Annotated in this window: 14 protein-coding genes; 6 read left to right on the forward strand and 8 right to left on the reverse strand. The window is 55.4% G+C overall.

The features are described 5' to 3' along the window. Positions 1–273: 273 nt before the first annotated feature. The 3 genes from THS27_RS08410 to THS27_RS08420 all read left to right on the forward strand — a co-directional run bounded on the left by THS27_RS08410 (position 274) and on the right by THS27_RS08420 (position 6,420). Positions 274–3,297, forward strand: coding sequence for a leucine--tRNA ligase (locus THS27_RS08410; RefSeq protein WP_246832894.1), 3,024 nt, complete (start codon positions 274–276; stop codon positions 3,295–3,297). Positions 3,298–3,572: 275 nt separating this feature from the next. Further along, the gene (locus tag THS27_RS08415) at positions 3,573–5,033 is read left to right on the forward strand and encodes a TrkH family potassium uptake protein (RefSeq protein ID WP_168184856.1); all 1,461 of its coding nucleotides are present in this window, start codon (positions 3,573–3,575) and stop codon (positions 5,031–5,033) included. A 97-nt stretch (positions 5,034–5,130) separates the two neighbouring features. Further along, positions 5,131–6,420: a nucleotide sugar dehydrogenase gene (locus tag THS27_RS08420; protein WP_085589780.1), complete on the forward strand. Its 1,290-nt coding sequence runs from the start codon at positions 5,131–5,133 to the stop codon at positions 6,418–6,420. 8 nt (positions 6,421–6,428) lie between these two features. Here the strand turns inward: THS27_RS08420 and THS27_RS08425 are convergent, their stop codons facing one another. The 7 genes from THS27_RS08425 to THS27_RS08455 all read right to left on the reverse strand — a co-directional run bounded on the left by THS27_RS08425 (position 6,429) and on the right by THS27_RS08455 (position 14,578). After that, positions 6,429–7,532 carry a glycosyltransferase family 4 protein gene (locus THS27_RS08425; protein WP_085589782.1) on the reverse strand — a complete coding sequence of 368 codons (1,104 nt, stop codon included), beginning with the start codon at positions 7,530–7,532 and terminating at the stop codon, positions 6,429–6,431. Continuing rightward, on the reverse strand, positions 7,525–8,364 hold the full coding sequence (locus THS27_RS08430) for a glycosyltransferase (RefSeq protein ID WP_085589784.1): 840 nt from the start codon (positions 8,362–8,364) through the stop codon (positions 7,525–7,527). The genes THS27_RS08425 and THS27_RS08430 overlap by 8 nt, the downstream gene beginning before the upstream one ends. Next, entirely contained in the window at positions 8,361–10,244 is a 1,884-nt protein-coding gene (locus THS27_RS08435; protein WP_085589786.1) for a hypothetical protein, read from the reverse strand. Before THS27_RS08435 ends, THS27_RS08430 begins: the two co-directional genes overlap by 4 nt. After that, positions 10,229–10,975: a hypothetical protein gene (locus THS27_RS08440; protein WP_085589788.1), complete on the reverse strand. Its 747-nt coding sequence runs from the start codon at positions 10,973–10,975 to the stop codon at positions 10,229–10,231. The genes THS27_RS08435 and THS27_RS08440 overlap by 16 nt, the downstream gene beginning before the upstream one ends. Then, positions 10,963–12,126, reverse strand: coding sequence for a hypothetical protein (locus tag THS27_RS08445; RefSeq protein ID WP_085589790.1), 1,164 nt, complete (start codon positions 12,124–12,126; stop codon positions 10,963–10,965). The genes THS27_RS08440 and THS27_RS08445 overlap by 13 nt, the downstream gene beginning before the upstream one ends. After that, positions 12,119–13,357 (reverse strand): glycosyltransferase family 4 protein, encoded by a 1,239-nt coding sequence (locus THS27_RS08450; RefSeq protein ID WP_085589792.1) that lies wholly within the window; start codon positions 13,355–13,357, stop codon positions 12,119–12,121. The genes THS27_RS08445 and THS27_RS08450 overlap by 8 nt, the downstream gene beginning before the upstream one ends. A gap of 165 nt (positions 13,358–13,522) precedes the next feature. Continuing rightward, the gene (locus THS27_RS08455; protein ID WP_085589794.1) at positions 13,523–14,578 is read right to left on the reverse strand and encodes a glycosyltransferase family 4 protein; all 1,056 of its coding nucleotides are present in this window, start codon (positions 14,576–14,578) and stop codon (positions 13,523–13,525) included. Positions 14,579–14,736: 158 nt separating this feature from the next. On the opposite strand from THS27_RS08455, the gene THS27_RS08460 reads away from it, so the two are divergent. From THS27_RS08460 to THS27_RS08470, 3 genes are all read left to right on the forward strand, one after another. Beyond that, positions 14,737–16,284 carry a WecB/TagA/CpsF family glycosyltransferase gene (locus THS27_RS08460; RefSeq protein ID WP_085589796.1) on the forward strand — a complete coding sequence of 516 codons (1,548 nt, stop codon included), beginning with the start codon at positions 14,737–14,739 and terminating at the stop codon, positions 16,282–16,284. 84 nt (positions 16,285–16,368) lie between these two features. Beyond that, positions 16,369–18,624 (forward strand): tyrosine-protein kinase domain-containing protein, encoded by a 2,256-nt coding sequence (locus THS27_RS08465; RefSeq protein WP_085589798.1) that lies wholly within the window; start codon positions 16,369–16,371, stop codon positions 18,622–18,624. Beyond that, positions 18,621–19,211 carry a hypothetical protein gene (locus THS27_RS08470; RefSeq protein WP_085589800.1) on the forward strand — a complete coding sequence of 197 codons (591 nt, stop codon included), beginning with the start codon at positions 18,621–18,623 and terminating at the stop codon, positions 19,209–19,211. The genes THS27_RS08465 and THS27_RS08470 overlap by 4 nt, the downstream gene beginning before the upstream one ends. Here the strand turns inward: THS27_RS08470 and THS27_RS08475 are convergent. Further along, positions 19,123–20,424: an O-antigen ligase gene (locus tag THS27_RS08475; protein ID WP_168184857.1), complete on the reverse strand. Its 1,302-nt coding sequence runs from the start codon at positions 20,422–20,424 to the stop codon at positions 19,123–19,125. The two genes, THS27_RS08470 and THS27_RS08475, sit on opposite strands and share 89 nt — an antisense overlap. Positions 20,425–20,452: the final 28 nt, after the last annotated feature.

Here is a 20,452-nt window from a genome sequence, read left to right on the forward strand (position 1 = left end):
ACGCCGACGCCCCATATTGCGGCGCGCGTTTGGGGATATGCGGTTTATGCCGGATCTGATGCATTACCAATGCATAAATATGCGCATAATCGTCTTTAGGCAGGCCGTAACAGCCCGATATGCAGCGCATTTGATGGCGATAATTGCGATGGGGGATTGCACCGGGGGCCAAGCCCGATTATTGAACAGGGTTTAATTCGCAATTTACCCGGTCAGGGCGTGTCGAGAATTCTCCACGGTTTGACCCTGACCAGATGCAGGAGCAGTTTGACAGTGGTAAACCCGACAGTGGCAAACGCAAATTATCAGGAAAGCGCCTCGGCGTTTGAAAAACGCTGGCAGCAATATTGGCGCGAGAACGATATTTATCGCACCCCAAATCCGGGTGATGCCGATTTTGATCCGTCCAAAAAGAAAAGCGTGATCCTGGACATGTTCCCTTACCCCAGCGGGGTCGGGCTGCATATTGGCCATCCGCTGGGCTATATCGCAACTGACATTAAGGCGCGTTACAAACGCATGAGCGGCTTTAACGTTTTGCATTCCATGGGGTTTGATGCTTTTGGCCTGCCTGCCGAACAGTTTGCCATTCAAACCGGCCAGCATCCGCGCATTACCACCGAAGCCAACATTGAAAATATGCTGCGCCAGTTCGAGGTGATTGGCCTCGGCCATGACCCGCATCGTCGTTTTGCCTCGACCGACCCGGAATATTATAAATGGACGCAGTGGATTTTCCTGCAGCTGTTTAACAGCTTTTATGACCCGCTGATGGAATGGACCGGGCCGGATGGCAATGTTGTTATCGGCCGTGCCCGCCCGATTGCCGAACTGCGCCCGTTGCTTGAAGCCGGTGAATGGTTGCTCGATGAAGATGGCGTGGCCCAGCCCGCCAGCATGGTGGGCGATGGTGCAAAGGCCGAAGGTGCCGCCATTGGCGCCGCCATCGACCGGTCGCGTCTGGCCTATGTTGATGAAGTGCCGGTCAACTGGTGCCCGATGCTGGGAACCGTGCTGTCAAACGAGGAAGTCACCAACGAAGGCAAGTCCGAGCGCGGTGATTACCCGGTTTACAAACGCCCGCTTAAACAGTGGATGCTGCGCATTACCGATTATGCTGACCGCCTTGTGTCGGACCTTGCCGGTCTGAACTGGCCAAACGGCGTTGTTGAAATGCAAAAAAGCTGGATCGGCCGTTCGGTTGGCGCGCGGGTGAATTTCCCGGTTGAAACTGTTTCGGGTGTGGATAGCAAAATTGCTGTTTATACCACCCGCCCGGACACCATTTTTGGCGCCACCTATATGGTGCTGGCCCCCGAACATCCGCTGGTCGATGCCCTGGTTGCCGACGATGCCAAAGCCGCGGTTGCCGCTTATCGCCAGCAGGCCGCCGAGGTAAAGGCCGTGTCGGCCAAGGATGACGCCGAACGCGAAAAAACCGGTGTGTTTATTGGCGCCTATGCGACCAACCCGGTCACCGGCGATAAAATCCCGGTCTGGATTGCCGATTACGTTTTGATGGGCTATGGCACGGGTGCCATTATGGCGGTGCCGTCGGGCGATCAGCGCGACTTTGAATTTGCCCGCAAGTTTAATCTGCCGATCAAGGCGACCACGCGCCCGAGCGAAAACTGGCTGAAGGATAACGCCCCTGCCAGTGCGGTTGCTCTTTCGGGCGATGAATTGCTGGCGAAATATGTTGAAGGCCCGGAAGCATTTGCCGCGGCCTATACCGACACTGGTGAAAACATCAATTCTGCCAATGACAGCATTTCGCTGAACGGCCTTGCCACACCGGATGCCAAAACCCGGATGATCGAATGGCTGGAAGAACGTGGTATTGGCCGGGGTCGCACGCAATATAAATTGCGCGACTGGCTGTTTTCGCGCCAGCGTTACTGGGGTGAGCCGTTCCCGGTTTTGTTTGACCTTGAAACCGGGCAGGTACATGGTGTGGCGGAAGCCGCGTTGCCGGTTTTGCTGCCCGAAATGACCGATTTTAAGCCGCAATCGAACGAAGACCCTAATTCCGAACCCGAACCCCCCCTGGCGCGGGCCAAGGAATGGATGGAAGTCGCCGGGATTGTTCTCGATGATGGGGCGGTTCTGCCGGTCGATGTCAAAGCCGGTGAAACCTGTGTGCATAATGGCGTTGAATATCCGGTACGTGCCTTTAAGCGCGATGCCAATTCCATGCCGAACTGGGCCGGGTCATGCTGGTATTTCCTGCGTTATTTCGATGCTCATAACGATGATGCATTTGTGGCGCCCGAAGCGGCCGATTATTGGTCCAAAACGCTGGATGACAACGGCAAGCCGTTGGCCGGTGCGGTAGATCTGTATGTGGGCGGGGCCGAACATGCGGTTCTGCATTTGCTCTATTCGCGTTTCTGGCACAAGGTGTTGTTCGATCTGGGCCATGTGCAAACCCCGGAACCGTTCCAGCAACTGTTTAACCAGGGTATGATCACGGCGGATGCCTATACCGATGCCCGCGGCGTTTATGTTGATATTCACGATGTTGAAATGCGTGATGTTGATGGCAAAAAACGCCCGTTTAACGCCAAAACCGACGAAGCCCTGATCACGGTGCCCGGTAAAATGGGCAAACGTTATAAAAACGGTATCCCGCCGGAAGAAATTTGCGACCAATACACGATCGACACTTTCCGGGCCTATGAAATGTATATGGGGCCGCTTGACAGCTCCAAACCGTGGCAGTCTGATGCCATTGTTGGCATGTTGCGGTTTTTGGGCAATGTCTGGAAACTGGCAACCCAGGCGGAACGCACCGATGTGCTCGATGCGAAAATTGACAGCCTGGTGCATAAAACCATCGAAAAGGTGGGCAACGATATTGACAATCTGCGCCTGAACACCGCCCTGGCCGCCTTGATCGAACTGACCAACGCCCTTGGCAAACAAAATGCGGTTCACGCGGACCACATTCGTGCCCTTGCCCTGATGGTTGCCCCGTTTGCGCCGCATCTGGGCGAAGAATTGGCAAGCACGCTGGCACCGGAAGAATTTGCCGCCAAAAAATCGGTGATCCGGTTTGACTGGCCGGTATTTGATGCCGAAAAAGCCAAGGACGATGAATTTGAAGTCCCGGTTCAGGTCAATGGTAAAAAACGCGGCGCCATTCTGGTGGCCGCCGATGCCGACCAGGCCACAGTCGAGGCCCTTGCCAAAGCTGAAGAAAATGTGGCCCGCCACATTGAAGGCAAGGAAATCGTCAAGCTGATCTATGTGGCCAAACCGACGCCGAAACTGGTGAATATCGTGGTTAAAGGTTAAAACCACGGTGGATTTTTAAAAATGGCGCGCCTTGCCGGGAAGCATCCGGGGCGCGCCATTTTTGTTTGTGTCATGCGTATTTCGCAAATATCGGTTTCCCGATTAAAGGGCTTCTAAAGCTCTGTTTTATGGCATAAGACATTTGTTGCAGCGCAATAAATCCTGCCGTCAGGTTATTCTGCCTGACCGTTAAGTTTCCAGATATGAGATCGTGGCCCGATGCAAACAGGGATCGTCTGTGCTGCTTTGTCCCATATCGCAACCCCGGAGAATTCATGACGTCGTTTGGCAATGCCTTGCGTTTTGTCCTGTTTGTCAATGGTTTGCTGTTGGTTGTTTTGGCCGCAGCAATGACAGTCCCGATGCTGGTGGATCTTGGTATGGAAAATGCCGACTGGTGGGCTTTTGCCGGGTCGGCAGGGGTTTGCGCATTCATCGGGGCATCGCTGGCCTTGTCTTGCCGGGGCTTGTCTGACCGGTTAAATGCCCGGGCGGGCTATTTGCTAACGGTGTCGGCCTGGGTGCTGGTTAGTTTATTCGGGTGTTTGCCACTGTATTTTTCCAGCCTGGGGCTTAGCTTTACGGATGCCTATTTTGAAACCATGTCCGCGTTAACCACGACGGGCTCTACGGTTTTAAGTGGCCTTGATGATATGGCGCCGGGCTTGCTTTTATGGCGATCGCTGATGCAATGGATTGGCGGGGTCGGCATCGTTGTGATGGCGATGATGTTGCTGCCGATGTTGCGTGTGGGCGGAATGCAACTTTTTCGCACCGAATCATCGGATATTTCCGGCAAGCCGGTGGCCCGTGTGGTGCATATGGCAGCGTTGACGGTGGCGGTTTATGTCGGGCTTTCGGTGTTGTGCGCCATTGGCTATGACCTTGCGGGCATGGGCAGCTTTGATGCCATCAACCATGCCATGGCAACCATTGCGACAGGCGGCTATTCGACCAAGGACGCCTCGATGGGCTATTTTGATTCAGTCGGTATTGAAGTGGTCGGGATCGTTTTTATGGCGGCCGGGGCCTTGCCGCTGATTTTTTATGCGCATTTATTTACCAAAGGCAGCCGGGCCTTTTTTCAGGAACGCCAGGTTCTGGTATTTTTATGTGTTTTGGTCGGGGCAATCGTGCTGATGACCGCATGGAATGTCGATACCAACCATATGCCGGTTTGGCATGCGTTGCGGGTGTCGGCGTTTAACGTGACGTCTGTCTTAACCGATACCGGCTTTGCCACCACCGATTTTGGTGCCTGGGGCAGTTTTGCCACCGGCCTGTTTTTCATGCTTATGATTATTGGTGGCTGTGCGGGTTCCACCGCAGGCGGGATCAAGATTTTCCGCTGGCAAATTCTGTGGGGCGGGCTGATGCGTCAACTTCGCCAGATGATTCGCCCCAATCAGATTTTATTGACCCGCTATGCAGGCAACGCTGTTGATGACCAGACCATCCTGGGGGTGCGAAATTTCTTTTTCATCTACATGATGACGCTTCTGGTTCTGTCCGTTGGTGTTATGGCAACCGGGCCGGACTTTTTATCGGCGATCACGCTGGTGGCGCAGGGGATGGCCAATGCCGGGCCAGGGTTGGGCGCATTGGGCGGCCCATCGGGCAATTTTGAAGCCCTGTCAGACCCGACCAAATGGGTGCTGATTGCAGCGATGTTGTTGGGGCGGCTGGAACTGATGACGGTTTATGTTTTGTTCATTGCCGAATACTGGCGGGATTAACCTGAAAGTTGCCTCGAACGCCTTGCTATGCGTTGACGCTGTTTGTAACAGCCGATAGAAGCAGAAGGTCATTTCAGAAAATCAGAAAGTCAGCTTCATGAGCCACGGACGCAAGATTTCGGTTGTTGGTTTGGGATATGTCGGGTTGCCGGTCGCGGTGGCCTTTGGTACCCATAATGGGCAAACCGTTGCCTTTGACATTAACAAAAACCGGATAGCGCAATTGCGTGCCGGTCATGATGCAACTGGCGAGGTTGATGCCCCGGAACTTGCTGCCGCCAATTTGCTGTTGACCGACAATGCCGCCGATTTGGCCCAGGCCGACTTTCACATTGTGACCGTGCCAACCCCGATTGATCAGGCCAATTTGCCTGATCTTTCGCCATTGCGGTCGGCATCAAAAACGGTGGGCGCCATCCTTAAAAAAGGCGACATCGTTGTTTATGAAAGCACGGTTTACCCGGGGGCGACCGAAGATGTTTGCGTGCCGATTTTGGAAGCCCAATCGGGCCTGAAGGCCGGTATTGATTTTACGGTGGGCTATTCACCCGAACGGATTAACCCCGGGGATCGCGAACATCGTTTTACCACCATTACCAAGGTTGTTTCCGGTCAGACGCCGGAAACGCTGGAAATTGTTGCAGCCGTTTATGGCAGTGTGGTAACGGCGGGCATTCACAAGGCCCCGACGATTAAGGCGGCCGAAGCCGCCAAGGTGATTGAAAACACCCAGCGCGATTTGAACATCGCCCTGATGAATGAATTGTCGCTGATTTTTGATCGTGCCGGTATTGATACCAGCGACGTTTTGGCAGCCGCCGGAACCAAATGGAACTTTCTGCGCTTTACCCCCGGTCTGGTCGGGGGGCATTGCATCGGGGTGGACCCTTATTATCTGACCCACAAGGCCGAAGAGCTGGGTTATTACCCGCAGGTTATTCTGGCCGGTCGCCGCATTAACGATGGCATGGGCGAGGTTGTTGCCAATAAGGTGATCCGGGCGATTTTGCGCAAAGGCGGGGTTGTTAACCCGACAGTGACGGTGCTGGGCCTGACCTTTAAGGAAAATGTACCTGATATTCGCAATACCCGCGTGATTGATATTATCCGCGAGCTGGAAGATGCCGGGATTACGGTGCAGGTGCATGACGCAATGGCCGATGCCGATGAAGTTGCCCACGAATTTGGCGGGTTAAAGCTGTGCACGTTTGAGGATCTTAAACCTGCTGATGCCGTGGTAATGGCGGTTTCGCACCGCGATTATGTAAGGGGCGGTTGGCCGCTGGTGCAAAACATGCTGGTCGATGGCAAGGGGTTTGTTGCCGATGTACGCGCGATGCTGCCCCGCGAAGATCGCCCGGACGGAATTGATTTGTGGCGGTTATGATCGCCCTGTCATAGCAACCGGGCAAAGATATCGCGCAGTTTTTGCGCAAAAAGATCGGGATGAAAGGCCGTTTTGCACAGGGTGCGGGCGGCCTTTGCCATTTTTGCCCGGTGTGCAGGGGCGTTGTGGGCCCGGCAAATAATATTCGCCAGTTCTTGTGCGTTTGCGGTGTCGTTTAGGACAAATCCGGTTTGATCTTCAATGATTATGTCACCAAGTGTGCCAACGTTGCTGCTGATGACGGGAACATCATGTGCCATGGCTTCCAGCACCACAAGGGGCTGTGCTTCGTTGGCATAGCGACTGGGGAATATCATAAGATCGCTGGCGCGCAGCAATGTGGTTTTGGTCGTCGGGGTAACGGCACCATGATAGGTGCTGATATCGCTGATGTCGGCATTATCCATAAGCTGACGCAGCTGTAATTCGGATACATCGCCTTCCGCCCCGGCAATATCAAATCGCAAATGCACACCTTGCTGTTTTAAAATGCCCAGCGCCTTAATCAGGGTGTCTATCCCTTTGCTGCGGATAAGGTTGGACAAAAACAGGATACGCAAGGCGGCGGGTTGAGACGGTCGATGTGATTCCGTAGGCGAAAACTGGGGGATGTCGACACAATTGGCAAGAATGGCGATATCGCAATTTAACCCGTGGAGTTCGGGCCGAAGCGCCTCACCTAAAACGATGACGGTTTGTTTTTTAAAAACGGCCTTTTGCAGCCACGTCGCTGTTTTTGAATGATCCCGCAGGGTTTTCAGGCCACGGCCATGCAGGTGAAAAACAATGGATACACCAAATGCCCGGACCAACAAGGCATACAGGCTGTCGCGCCAGAAGGCCGCGCCAGCAGGGGCGAAACTGAAATAAACCACAGCGGGGCGGTTTAGCATCAACTGCCCCAGCAGGCGAAACAGATAGCAAAACGCCATCACATATTTGGCGCGGCTGGCGTGGCCTATTTGCGCAATGTCGCGCGAAAACCGAAATGGCAAAAGTGTAAGCGGGTAGCGACCCTGCAAAACCTCGATGGCCCGCTGGTTCATGACGGCTGCGCCATGCAGGGGCGGCGGCAGGTGTATCAGAGCCAGAATGTGTTTGGGCCTAGGCATTGTTGCACCACCCTTTGATGCGATTCAACATGGCCAGGGCGAAATGCCGCAGATCATAAAGGCGTGTCCAGAAGGGCGGTTGAACCTTGTGCCGGTATTTGGCGCGCAGTGTTAACACCGTTTCATGATAAAGACGGGCAGGAAGCCCGGAATAATGGCGATGGGGGCCGATGTTTCGTTGCAGCAACGGGCGGGACAGCAACAACAAAGGCCTTTGCGATTGCGTCAGGCATCGCAAATAAAAATCCAGATCCAGGCAACAAGGCAAGGATGCGTCATATCCCCCGGTTGTTCGCCACAGGGTTTTGGGAAAGACAAGACAGGAATGATGAAACGGATTGCCCCGATAAAGACGAGCAGCCGGTATCGGGCGAACCGGCATGTCGTCAGGCCTTAAGGGGTGTGCTGGTTCGGGGCTGTGTGGTGCCGGTGCCGCCCCCTGTTCCTTCAGGCATGTGGCCTCGCAAAATATCAGTTGATCAGGATAACGCGCAATAAGCTGCTTCATGATTGGCAAGCGCGAAGGGGCGCTGCGATCATCTATATCCTGAATGGCGATAAAGCGCGTTTCAGCCTGTGAAATCGCCAGATTAAGCGCGGCACCCCGCCCGATTTTGCCGGGTGAAAAAAGCCTGATCCTTGCGTCATCGCACAAGGATACCGGCAGAGAAACCGCAGGAAATGACCCGTCATCAACAATGATGGCGGCATCCCCTGGGCCAAGAATGGCATCAAGATTGGCGAAAAAACCCTGCCAGTGGCCCTGCCCGTTGTGAATTGTTGTGACCACGGTGATGGTATTATTGCAGGTGATCCCGGTAGTTTCCGTCATGAATTATGTGTTCGCCAATGCAGTTTCAGCGATGCCTGACAGGTGCCATCGTCGGCAACGGGTTTTTGGCAAAACAGGGTTTGCACAGGGCCAAAAGCCGAAAAATGCTTTGAAGGGGTTAAGTTCAACGGCGAAGATCCGGTTATTTCCAGCCCGATTTGCGGGAACGATAGCCGGTTGGGATGATGCTGTGTTGCGTGCAGGTCATGGGGTAAAAACAGCCGAAACAGGCGAATGACATCGTCAGGGCGGGGGGCTTGGTGTGACGGTGTTTCGCCATCCGGCGCGATTTCGACATGATCGGTAAATTCGATCGCATCGGGTAAAAAAACAATTCGCCGTGTTCCGGCATAGCCGCCCAAATGGTAATGCATCAAAATTGTATCGCCCTGATACGTTGCGGTGTCATAACAGGCAAAATGATTTTGCCGCGGGCAACTTGGAAGCGGAAGGCTGGCAGCGCCATAAAGGCTGGCAAAATCCTGTTCACCACCACAGGCCGGTAAAATGATATCGCCATGGCGTGAGGTAACAACCGGCATTGGTGTAACGTCGTATTGTGCTGCCCCGGATAAATTAAACAGGGCTGAATAAGACGGGGTGCAATGCTGGTGAAACGGTGTGGTGGTATTTTGCTGTGCAGGTTGATCCGGCGCCACGGCCCCGGTGGTGCAATGTGCCGATGTGTTAATTGCAAGCTGACCTGCGCGTAGCAGGAAAAAACCGGCAAACGCCAGATAATCAAAATGGCGGTTATAGCTGTACCAACCTGGTGTTTCCGGGGTGTCCGGGCCTGCATTTTCGGGGAAAGGCCGGTTTGGTTTATGGGCCGGGATCGCCTTTAACGATGATTTGGCCGGATGATAGGTGTGCGGCGCTAAATGGGCGTGTAAATGCAACACATTCGTCGGCGGTGTAAGGGGCGTGGCCGGTGCGGGCGATAATGATGGTTCTGTCCTCTGTGCGGAGGCATGCAAACCCGCCGGGAAGGCGCGCGCGGGAAATGGGCCGGGCGAGGGAACAGGCGCCACAGATAAATGTTCGCCCGCGTTTGCCAGCAAATTAAGGGGCAAGGTGCCGTGCGCCATCAGGCTTTGTTCGATCTGGTCCAGCAACGGGGTTGCCAGGGTATCTTCCCCGGCAGAAAGCAGGGCATAAAGGGCGCTAATGGTGCCAAAACTTTGCCCGGCCCCCCGGCCAATCAGGTTGGCATGGCCGGTTGTTGCAACCAGATTTGCGATGAGCCCGGTTGCCGCCCGCCCGGCCCCCTGACAGGAAGGCTGGGTGCTAAAGCCAAGAAGGGCAGCGCAAAAAGCATGATATTGCGCTGAAAAACTCCCTTTACGGTCCATAAAAGCCGGGCCGCTACGAAAGTTTCGGGCAATGAACCACCATAATATACGCGCCGCAAGGCGCGATGGCAGATTGCCCTTTTCAAGGCACAGCATTCGCAAAATCAACCAGTTGGCAACCCGGGCATTGCGATAGGTTTTGCCTGCCAAAATACGTTTGCGCAGTTGCTTGGGTAGGCCCGGTGTCTGATGCAGGGCAAATTCAATGAATTCGCGGTGGTAATGCGCGGTATCGGGCAGGGTTTGCAAGGCATCAAGGGCGCGATTGATGGCAGATTGATATTTGGTATCCCCAAGCCCTTGCCACAGCGCCAGGGCAAAGGCCGTGGCGTAAAATCCGTGCCGGGGAAAGTTGCCATCCGCAGTTTGCTGGTTAAGCAATATATCGGCAATCAAAACAGCCAGCCGTTTTGCCCGCGTTTGTGCCGCCAGGGCAGGTGCCGTGCTGCTGGCAGGGGCTTTCAGGCCGTGTTGCGCAGGCTGCGTTTTTGCCGGTGTGCCTTCTGGCGGGTTTAATGAAACCGGCATGTAACCTCCAGATACAGGCTTTGCCCCGGTTTTAAAATGTTAAGTGGAACAGCTTGTATTTCCGGGGCGCGGCGGCCCCATTTTTCGCGCAATCGCCAGAATATTGCCTTGCCACCGGGTGTTTTCCACACCAGGCGTGCCAGCTTTGGCGGGCAACTCAGCGTGAAAAACCGGTTGGCCCAGCGTAGCCAGATATCATCTATCGGTTCGGCTGGTAACAGGCGTGCATGAATAATCCAGCAATCATCGCGGTCGCGCAAATACATATAGGGGGCAAACCGCCCGGTCCCTTCAGCGTGGTCCAATGTTACGTCGATGTGATGATGATCGTGCGTGAATAACTGAACCTTTCGGGTGGGAAACAGGCGGTATTTGTCGCTGTTATGATGCAGGAATTTCCGGTTGGCAATGATGCCGTGGTGAATAGCGGTTTTATCAAACACCAGCCGCACGACCGCATCCTGTATGGGGCCACCGGTAAGGGCGGTAAAGCGGGCAGAAAGCGTGATGCTGCCGTGTTGTTGCGACTGGCGGGTTTCATAGTCCAGCCGCCAGCGCGAATTTTGAAAGATAACATCTTGTCCCGCAAGGGTTATATGGCGGCTGTTATTGTCCAGCGTGAAAAAGGAAACCCGGTCCGAGGCCTCGAACCCCCAGGGGCCAAATTGAACAGGGCCAAAGCTGCCGCTGATCAGTTGGTTATCAACGATATGCGTGTTTAGCTTTGACATGCAAAATACCTTTGCCGCCAGACGAAAAAGCGGGGCGCGCAAATTAATAGCCCTGCCAGAAGGGCCAGTTTGACATTCATAGCCATAATAATGGTGGTGACCGCCCCATATTGCGCCAGCACCCCGGCCCCGCCAACACAAAGCACCAGCACCACAACAGCAAGCAACAGGTGCCCGGCGCGTTCCTGCACGATCAGGATGTGCCGCAACACAATTGCCAGCAACAGCGGCCATGGCGCAGCTATGCGCAATATGTCGGCATTGTTAACAGGGCTATGCCCAAACAGCACGGACAAGGCCATATCGGGCAGAACAAGCAACGCCAGCGTAATGCCGCAGGCCGGTAAAACCAGCCAGACATCGCGTGCGAAACCGGTTTGTTTCCGGGCAAATAACACGCCGGAAATGGCGCTAAAACCGGCGGCACATAGCAATAACAGGCGATGAACCAGCATCAGGGCATCGTGATCACTTTGGGGCAGGGATGACTGCAAAAAGGCAACATCAATATTGGGCAATACCCCCGCCAGCAAAGTGAACAGAACCAGTTGCGGCCAGATTTTGATGTTTAGCGACGGAAGGCCAGGCGAAGTGTTTGCCCGGCCTTGTCGGGGTTTGCCTCGGCCAGACCATGCCCAAAAAGCCGATGCCAGACACGACGTTGCGCTAATGGCAGGGGCGCACGCATAAAGCCATACAGAGCCATTCGATGTGGTGCCGGCATAAAGGGCGGTGGCGATACCCGCAAGTTGCCCAAGCCCGCCAATCCATAAAATACGGTGAAATTGCAGGCGGGCGGTAATCATCCAGTCGGGCGACAGGGCGGCGGCCAGCGGCATGATCAGAACAGGCCACGCCACCGGCGGCAAAGCAGGGGCAAGGAAAGTAATGGCAATCAGCGCAAGAATGATGCGCAAACTAACAATGCCGAGAATAGCGGTTTTCTGCCGGTTTTGTGCCAGCCGCACCAGCAAGGGGCCACATCCGGCCTGGGTAATACTGACCGCAACGCCAATGCTGACAAGGGCGCTGAAATAATCGGCAAGAAGGCCGGGGGCAATGGCGTGACCCAAAATCAGGACCATGATGAACCCACCGGCGCGGTTAAGCACGGTTGCCGCAATCATCCAAATCGGGGCGCGACTATCCATGACAGGTCAATACCCGGTCATAGGCTGCACTTACCCGGGTCCCATAGCCTTCGGCAAGCTGGGTGCTAATGGCGGATTTTGCCTTTTCGCCCAGCTTTACGGCAAACGCGCGGTCAAGCAGAAGCCTGGTGACCGCCTTGACAAGGGCGTTGCGATCACGCGGCGGGACCAATATGCCATCATGCCCGTCTTTGATGATGCTGCCGGCAGCGGTGGTGGTGATCACGGGCAGGCCCGCTGCCATTGCTTCCTGTATCGCCAGGCTGGAACCTTCGGAAAGGGATGGCAATACAAACAGATCTGCCCTTTGCAGGGCATCAGGAACATGGTTTTGCGGTTGTTGGCCATGCCATGTTACGCCATCGGGCAGGGGAGCAAGCAGGTGCCGGGCGCAGTCACGCGCCGGGCCAATCAGCGATAATGTTATCCTTGGACCAAATTGGCGGCGCAGGGTTTTAAAACCGTCAAGCAATACCGCCAGCCCCTTTGCCAGCGCCATATCGCCAATATAAAGCAGGTCAAATGTATCGCGGGCCAGTGAAACATCCTGTGGGCATTCAAGCATAAGGCATTTCCGGGCCAGCGGGGCATCGAATGGCACGACATGAATGCGGTTGGCGGCAATGCCACAATCGACAAGGCCCTGTGCCACGCTTTGCGACGGGGCAAAAACGGCATCGGCAAAGCGGGCTTCGTCTACCCGGCGACGGGCCAGAAAAGACGATATTTCGCGCCACTTCTGATGATGGGCACGGTATTCATCGTCAAGCTGCCGGGCGCGGGTGGGGGCCAGTTGGCCGGTGATATCGCTGATGGTTAAGATGCCGTTTTTCCGGGCCTTTTGCATGGCAGGAAGGCTGTAATTGCCTTGCCCGTGCAGGATGCGTGCCGATGCGGGCATATGCGATGCGGCCAGCCACGATAACGGCAGGTCCGATGCCAGATTATGGCCCGGAAGGCGGCATTTACGCGCCGCATAACCCAAAAGATCGGGCAGGATATGGCGACCGGGAATGGCCGCCATACAGGCATCAACCCGGCGGGACGGGCGGTTTAAAAAAAGGCCGGGGCGATGGCGACGGGCGTGAGGAAAACGTGCTGGCGGTGTAATTGGCTGGTCCGTGTGGCGCCAGAAACTATCCCAGCGGGCAAGCCTGCCCTGTTGGGTCAGATATGCGCCCAGAATGGCAAACTGGTCTATGCGGCCAATCATCCATATATCGGCAGTCATCGCGCATTGCCGTGCGCAGAATTGCCAATAAATAACGCGTCCAGCATTTTCATAAACGGCCAATCCCCCAATATGCCCGCAATGTTGCTTAATGTTAAAATCATATATGACAATTACGGGTTGAGGCAAAATAATCCCGCAATCCTGATGCTGGTGCGTGGTGTTTTACCCTAGGGCATCCCGGCAGGCGTTCCATGTTTGCCGGGCAATTTGTTGGGGGCTGACGTTAAGGATGGCGTGGTTTTGCAAGTTTAAATGCCGGTCGCAATATGCGGGGTCCGCCAACAGGCGTTTGATCGCGGTAAGCCAGCCCTTGATCCCGGGCGGGGCAAAAGGCAAAGGCAGTGGCAACATGGTTTCACCCGCCACCAGCACGTCATGGGCAACCCCGACCTTATCTGATGCCACAACAAGTGTGCGACAGCTTATTGCCTCGATCACGGCAACGCCGTAGGCATCGCCAAGCGATGGTAATAAAAACAGCCGGGCGCTGGCATAGATCGCGGCCAGCCTGTGCGGGGCCATCGGCGGTAATATGGTTGTGATGTCGCAAAGCCCGGCTTGCGCCAGTTTTTTCGTAAAGCTGGCGGTATCTTTTGTCGGCACACCGGCAATGCAAATGCGCGAAATGGCCCCTTGCCGATACAGGGCCGCCGCAATGGCCAGAAAATGGGCAAAACCCTTGGGTTTGGTGGGGCGGCCACACCATAAAAGGTCATAGGGGCGTTGCGCAAATTTCGGTGGTGCTGTGCCCGGCAAGGGTGCAAATGACGGGGCAATTGGAACAAGCGAAATTTTATCGACCGCCATACCATGTGCCAAAAACCACTGTTTACCCGGATGACTGGCGGCGATGGCCGCTGTGGCATGACGGATCATGACGCCGCGCATTTTGGCCCGAAGCCGGTTGTTAAAGACGGCATCGGACTGCGCCCAGCCATCAAAGCGGATGATATAGGGAACATTGTGCGCCTGGCACCATCGGTGCGCCTGCCACATCGCCAGGCCAAAACCTGCCAGAATTACAATATCGGGTTTAAATTGCGCCAAATGGACAACGGGGGAGGGCGTGATGGCGATAGCGCGATTTTCAGATAATGCCCACCGAATACCGGGCAAAATGATTTGCGAGAATGGCCCGGTTTGTTGGGGCCAGTTGCGTTGCGGTTCGGTTTTATGGGTACGAATAATGCAAAAATCGCCGCCTGTGGCCTGCACCATTTGTGCAAGTATCGTATGGCTATGCTGCCTGTAAGGCGGGATCAAATTGGTGATCAGTGCAATTTTCACGTTTAACTTTCAATATAGGGATGTTTTTTTGTTAACTTATGCCATCCTAGCGTTTCGTTTGATAGCAAACTGAACCGGGGGCAGGGTGCATGGCGGAGAACAAGACGTTTTTTGATTTGCAACTGGACAGGCGGGGACCGAACCAGTTGCGGGATGATATTCTTGCGGGCCTGATGCAAAGGCACCGCCTTCGACATATTTCCCTAAACGCCATCAAACTGGTTGCTGCCCGCAAGGACCCTGCATTGTGGGGGGCTTTATTGTCGTGCGATTGCCTTAGCGCCGATGGCATGGGCATTGTCTGGGCGGCAAAGTTGCTGGGATATCGGCTGGCCGGGCGTGTTACCGGAATTGATTTAATGATCGCCCTGATGCCGGGGCTGGCCCAACAGGGATTGTCGGTTTTTTTACTGGGTGCCAGGCCTGATATTGTCGTGCAGACCCGCAATCGCCTGCTGCATGATTATCCCGGTTTAAACATTGTGGGCTGTCGGCATGGCTATGATGCGACCGACGCCGAAATGGCCGATATGGTTGCCCAAAGCGGGGCGGATGTGGTGTTTGTTGCCTTGCCCAGCCCGCGCAAGGAACGTTTTGTTGTCGAGTATGCCGATGCATGCGGGGCGCGGTTGCTGATTGGTGTTGGGGGCGCGTTTGATGTTATTTCGGGCCAGGTAAAACGTGCGCCACTGCTGTGGCAAAATGCCGGATTGGAATGGTTATGGCGGGTGTTACAGGCCCCGCGCACCATGAGCCCGCGTTACGCCAGGGGCTTGTGGCAGTTCGCCATGTTGGTGACATGGCGATGGGGAAAAAAACACAGCACCCAAATTGCAGGTTTGTCGCGCATTAAACAGGTCGGCCTGCTGGCGATTGTGGCCCTGATGGGCGGGGTTTTGGGGGCCGGGTCCGCATGGGGGCAAACGGGACCTTCGACCGGTTTGGCGGGAACGGCGGTTATGGGGCCGCAAGATGCGGGCGCGCAGTTAACACAGCAATTGTCAAAGCTAACCCCGGGCGGGGCAGGATCAACCGGTAAAGGCAGTGATACGGTACGATCTGTCGCCACGGTGATGGCAGGTGTTTTTACCTCGTTGGTGCAGGTGCAACATCCTGGAATTTTACCCGTAATTGACGGGCAAACCCTAACCGGCATTCTGGCCACGTTTTTCGAAAGAGAGGACGCCACACAGCCCCGGCAAAATATTGGCATTAAAATAATTTCATCGCTGGAACAGTGTTTTGCCCAGCTGATTGTGCAGCAATTTATCCCCGCGACGTTGATGGGCGGCATACAGGGCATTTTGATGCGGGCTTTGCTGGTGGCGATTTTGCGCTATGGCAAAGGCGGGGGCGACCCGGCGCAACTGGCCTTTCGATATGCGCCCGGCCTGTCGGCGGCGGCATTTGGCATGACGGGCGATGGGTTCGAGCGTTTCGCGCCGGTTAATCAACCCGCGCAGCCCCCGCAAAATACGGGCATTGATGTTTATCGCCCCGGTGTGGTCGGGCAGGTTTTTGCCGCCCCTGACCATGGCGATAAATATATCCCCGCCCCGTTTGAAGACGAAAAACCGCTGGCCCAAACCCCCGGTGGTAACAATGACTGGTGGCCCGACGATGCCAGCCCCCGTTAGGTTTTTTCCATGGCGCCCGTCATTTTCCCCCCATGTTTCAGGCCTGATATACAGGTTTAGTGTGCCGACTGTTGACAAAAACCGATGACGCAACGTTTGTCGCCGATCAAAACGCCGGGGCCGGCTGTGACGTTGGCCGATATGGTGCCGCTGGTCTGGCGTCGCCGGGGTGTCGCATTGCTGGTTTTTGCCTGTTGCATGGCGCTGGGTGCGTTTTTGGTGCCCTTTTGGCAACCGGAGTTTCGGGCATCGGGGCAGGTTGGGTTTTTACCGGCAACGCCGGCCCCGCTGGCCTTGAAAGATGCGGTTGGTCCTGCGCCGGTTTTTCAAATTTCCGATCTGGATACGGAAATGGCAATGGTGCGCGGTACGGCGGTTTTGTCTGCGGCGCGGTCGGTTTTGCGGGGGGATGGCATTAATTTTGATCCGCCGCCAGCCCCGCTGGCGCAATGGCTGGGCATTACACCGTCGCAAAATACGATGGCTGTGCCGCCAGGCATGACAGCCGAAATGGTGCGCGAAAATCGCGATATCGCCATTTTGCGCGGCAAGATCAAAACCGTGCAAATCGATAATGCCCGGGTGATTGAAATATCGCTGTTTGACACCGACCCCGAACGCGCACGCCGAATGCTGGATGCCGTAATTGATAGTTATGTGTGGAAACGCGAAAAGGATTTACGCCGCAAATTAACTGATCAATACGACGAAACCGTGCGCCAGCGCGGCGAAGCCGAAGCCACACTGGCGCAGGATCAGCAAGCCCTTATTGACTGGCAGGATCAGCACCCCATCAGTGGTTTTGTCCCAAGGGGGGGCGGTGACGGCAAGGCGGCAGGATCAGGCGACAGCGATTTGGGCCGCGAACTGGAAAATATTCGCGCACAGCGCCAGGCAGCACAGATTGACCTTTTGGGGTTGCAGGCCCGGCAACAGGCGATTGCGGCAGCACAGGGGGATGTCGCCCAATTAATGAAATTGCCTGAAATTTCCAACAGCGAAACCGTGCGTGAACTGAATTTGCGTTTGGCGGTGTTACGCGGCACCCAGGCTGATTTGGGGCGGCGATATGGGCCACGTCACCCATTGGTGATGGCAAATAATGCGCAAATTTTACAGGCGAATGATGATGTGCGGGCGGCGATATCGGCACAGATCGCCGCCATTGACCGCGATGCGCAAAACGCTGCCACCCGGTTTGGGGCCTTTGCGCAGGAATATGACCGGGTTCTGGCACAGGCGGCGGGCGATAACCGCGACCGTTTGGCGTTTGATCAGCTTAACCGCAAACTTGATGCATCAACCGCCGATGTGTCGGTTTTGACAGACAGGGCACGCCTTATGCAGTCGGAACTTGCCGCCTTGCGCCCGGATGTGGAAATTGTGCAAATTCCGGAAACACTAGGTAAACCGGTATTTCCATCGCGTAAACATATTGCCATGATTGCGATTGCGCTGTCGGTTGTGGCGGCGATGGCAGCGGCCATTTTGCGTGAATATTTTGACCGCGCCCTGCACCGTGCCAGCGAAGCCGAAATACTAACCGGTCTGCCTGTTTTTGCCGTCTTGCCGCGTGTTTCCCCCCATCCGGCGCGGCGGGTAACAGAAGAAGAAAACGAGGCGATTGGTCATTTGCAAACCATTCTTCGTTTGCGCCGTGATGCGGGGCAGATCCCGCGCAGTGAAGGCCCTGCCGAAGGGTTTGGCGGGCGGGTGGTGTGTATAACCTCGCCGATGCCGGGCGAGGGGAAAAGCCGTCTGGCGCAAAAAATGGCGGTGCGCCTTGCCCAAAACAGCCAGCGGGTTTTACTGCTGGACGGTGATTTGCGCCGCCCGACACTGGCAACACATCCGATTGCAGGGCGGATGGAAAATGACCTTGCCCGCAACGGCATAAAGGCCGATTTGCCGCTGGTTTTGCAAGGGGATGCAACGCTGGATCAGGCCATATTTTCAATCCGGTTTGAGGACGGCGGGGATGGCAGGTCGGGCGATGTCTATTACGATTTTCTAGGCGCGGAAGATGCGGTGTCATCGGCCCTTGCCGGGCAGTTGATGGCCGAAAAGCTGATGGGCATGATACAGGATTTGCGCCATCGTTATGATTACATTGTGGTGGATGCGCCGCCGGTTTTAGCCGTGGCCGATGCGATCTGGCTGATGCGGGCGGCGGATGACCGGTTATTGTTGATCCGTGCGCAAAAAAGCCGCCGGGAGGATATAATTGATGCGGTTCAACGGCTGGAACAGGCTGGTTGCCGTGCCGATGGCTTTATTTTTAGCGGTGTTTCGCGCCGGGGCGCCTATTACGGTGGCAAAAAACGGCGAAAACGACCATGACAGCCCATAATCGCACCGATTTTGAGCATAAAGATGAACCAAACACAGATGTTGATGGTTCTATTGGCCCGCAAAACCCGTTGCAAACCGGTTGGGGGGCAAAATGCAGGGTACGACTTACCATCGTTGCGGGTTTGGCAATGGTGGTAATGATGTTGGGCCTTGCAGGATGGCAGTTATGGCAAACAGCACGGGTGTTGCCCGATATAAGCGATTATCAGGCGGCGTTGCGCGATGCGGATGGCATTGTTTTGGCAAATGTGCGCCAGCAGATTGACACGGCAATGCGCGCACAGGATTGGCCCCGTGCCAGCGCCCTGCTAACACAGTTAAAACGTGTTTATCCCAATGATGTGAATGTGTTGCTGCAAGATGTGCGGATGCGGATTTTAATGTTGCCCGAATTTGCCGACATGCCCGATGAACAGGCCAAACACCGGGCAGAACTGGCCGATGCGCTTCGGGTGATTATGGCCCTGGCGGGCACGAACGAAGTCGTCAGGCAACAGGCCGAGAGGTTGCTGGCAGCGGTGATGATGCAGGCACGGGTAAGGTTTGATGACGATGCATTGCCAGCCCGACCATGATCAGGGCAGGTAAAATTACCGCCGGCATTGCGGCAATGCCATCAAACAGGGATTGCACGATAAAGGCGGTTAAAACAGCCATGATAAGGGCAAATTGCGGGCGTGTTTTGGTTTGGCGCGCCATATTGCGCAGGGTGAACAGGACGATATAACCCGTAAGCCCGCATAAAAGCAGAAAGACGGGCAGGCCCATAACCAATATACCATCAAGCCATAAATTATGGCTGCTGGCCCAGCGCGCCTGTGTGTTTAAACCCGGTGAAGCGGCGTATTCCAGGGCGGTGGCGATGCCGTCGGGGCCATAGCCCGTAAGCGGGCGGTGCATGATCGCATTGAATGCACTTTGCCAGACATCATCCCGCTGAAGCCAGTCGCGCCGGGCCAGTTGGGCAAAGCGGGTGGCAAGCGCAGGGGTGGCAAAAACAGCCCCGGCCATGGCAAGAACAGTTGCCAGCAGGGCAAGGATTTTTGCCCTGCTCCACCCCGGCGATGCCAGCCAGATAAAGGCGATGCTGCCCATGAACAGGGCCACAATACCGGCCCGCGAATGGCTGGACAGGGCCGACATAAACAGCAAAACCGCCAATGCCAGCCAGCCCCCTTGCCCGTCAAGTTTGTCGCGGATTGTGTAAGCGCGCCGGTGCCACAGATAAAGACAGGCGAAAAACCCCGCCGCCATCAGGGCGCAAAAGGCATTTCGATTGGCGAATGTGCCGGTGAAATCGTTGATATGGGCTGTTTTGACAAACCACACCGTCCCCGGTGCATCAAGCGCAAACAATGAAAATGCAACGGCGGTTTGCAGGGCGGCACTGCTGACAAGCGCCCGGCAGATGACGGCAAGCTGATTTTTCAGATCATTTTGGGTGGCACACAGCATAACAATGGTCACAAGCCATAACACATAAAGAACGGCATCGGGCGTGCGTGCGGGGGCCAGTGCCAGCGAGGCTGTTTGAAACGGCAGCGTCATGGAATGCGGCCACAGGGGCAAAGATTGCAAAATAAGCCACAGACAGGCGATGCCCCCGGCAAGGCAGATACCCCGCGTGGAATTTGAAAAACCACATTTTGGTGATTTGCGCTGGTGAAGGAACTGACCGACAAGGGCGCATGCAACCGGTATCGAAAGCAGGGCCATCGCCCATGGCCGCGCCCCGCCTAGCAAAAGCGGGGCGGCGAGTATTTCAAATATCAGAACCCAACGGGTCATAGCAGCAGTCATGACGGGATTTGACCCC

Source organism: Thalassospira sp. MCCC 1A01428 (genome assembly GCF_002115825.1).
Taxonomy (GTDB): Bacteria; Pseudomonadota; Alphaproteobacteria; order Rhodospirillales; family Thalassospiraceae; genus Thalassospira.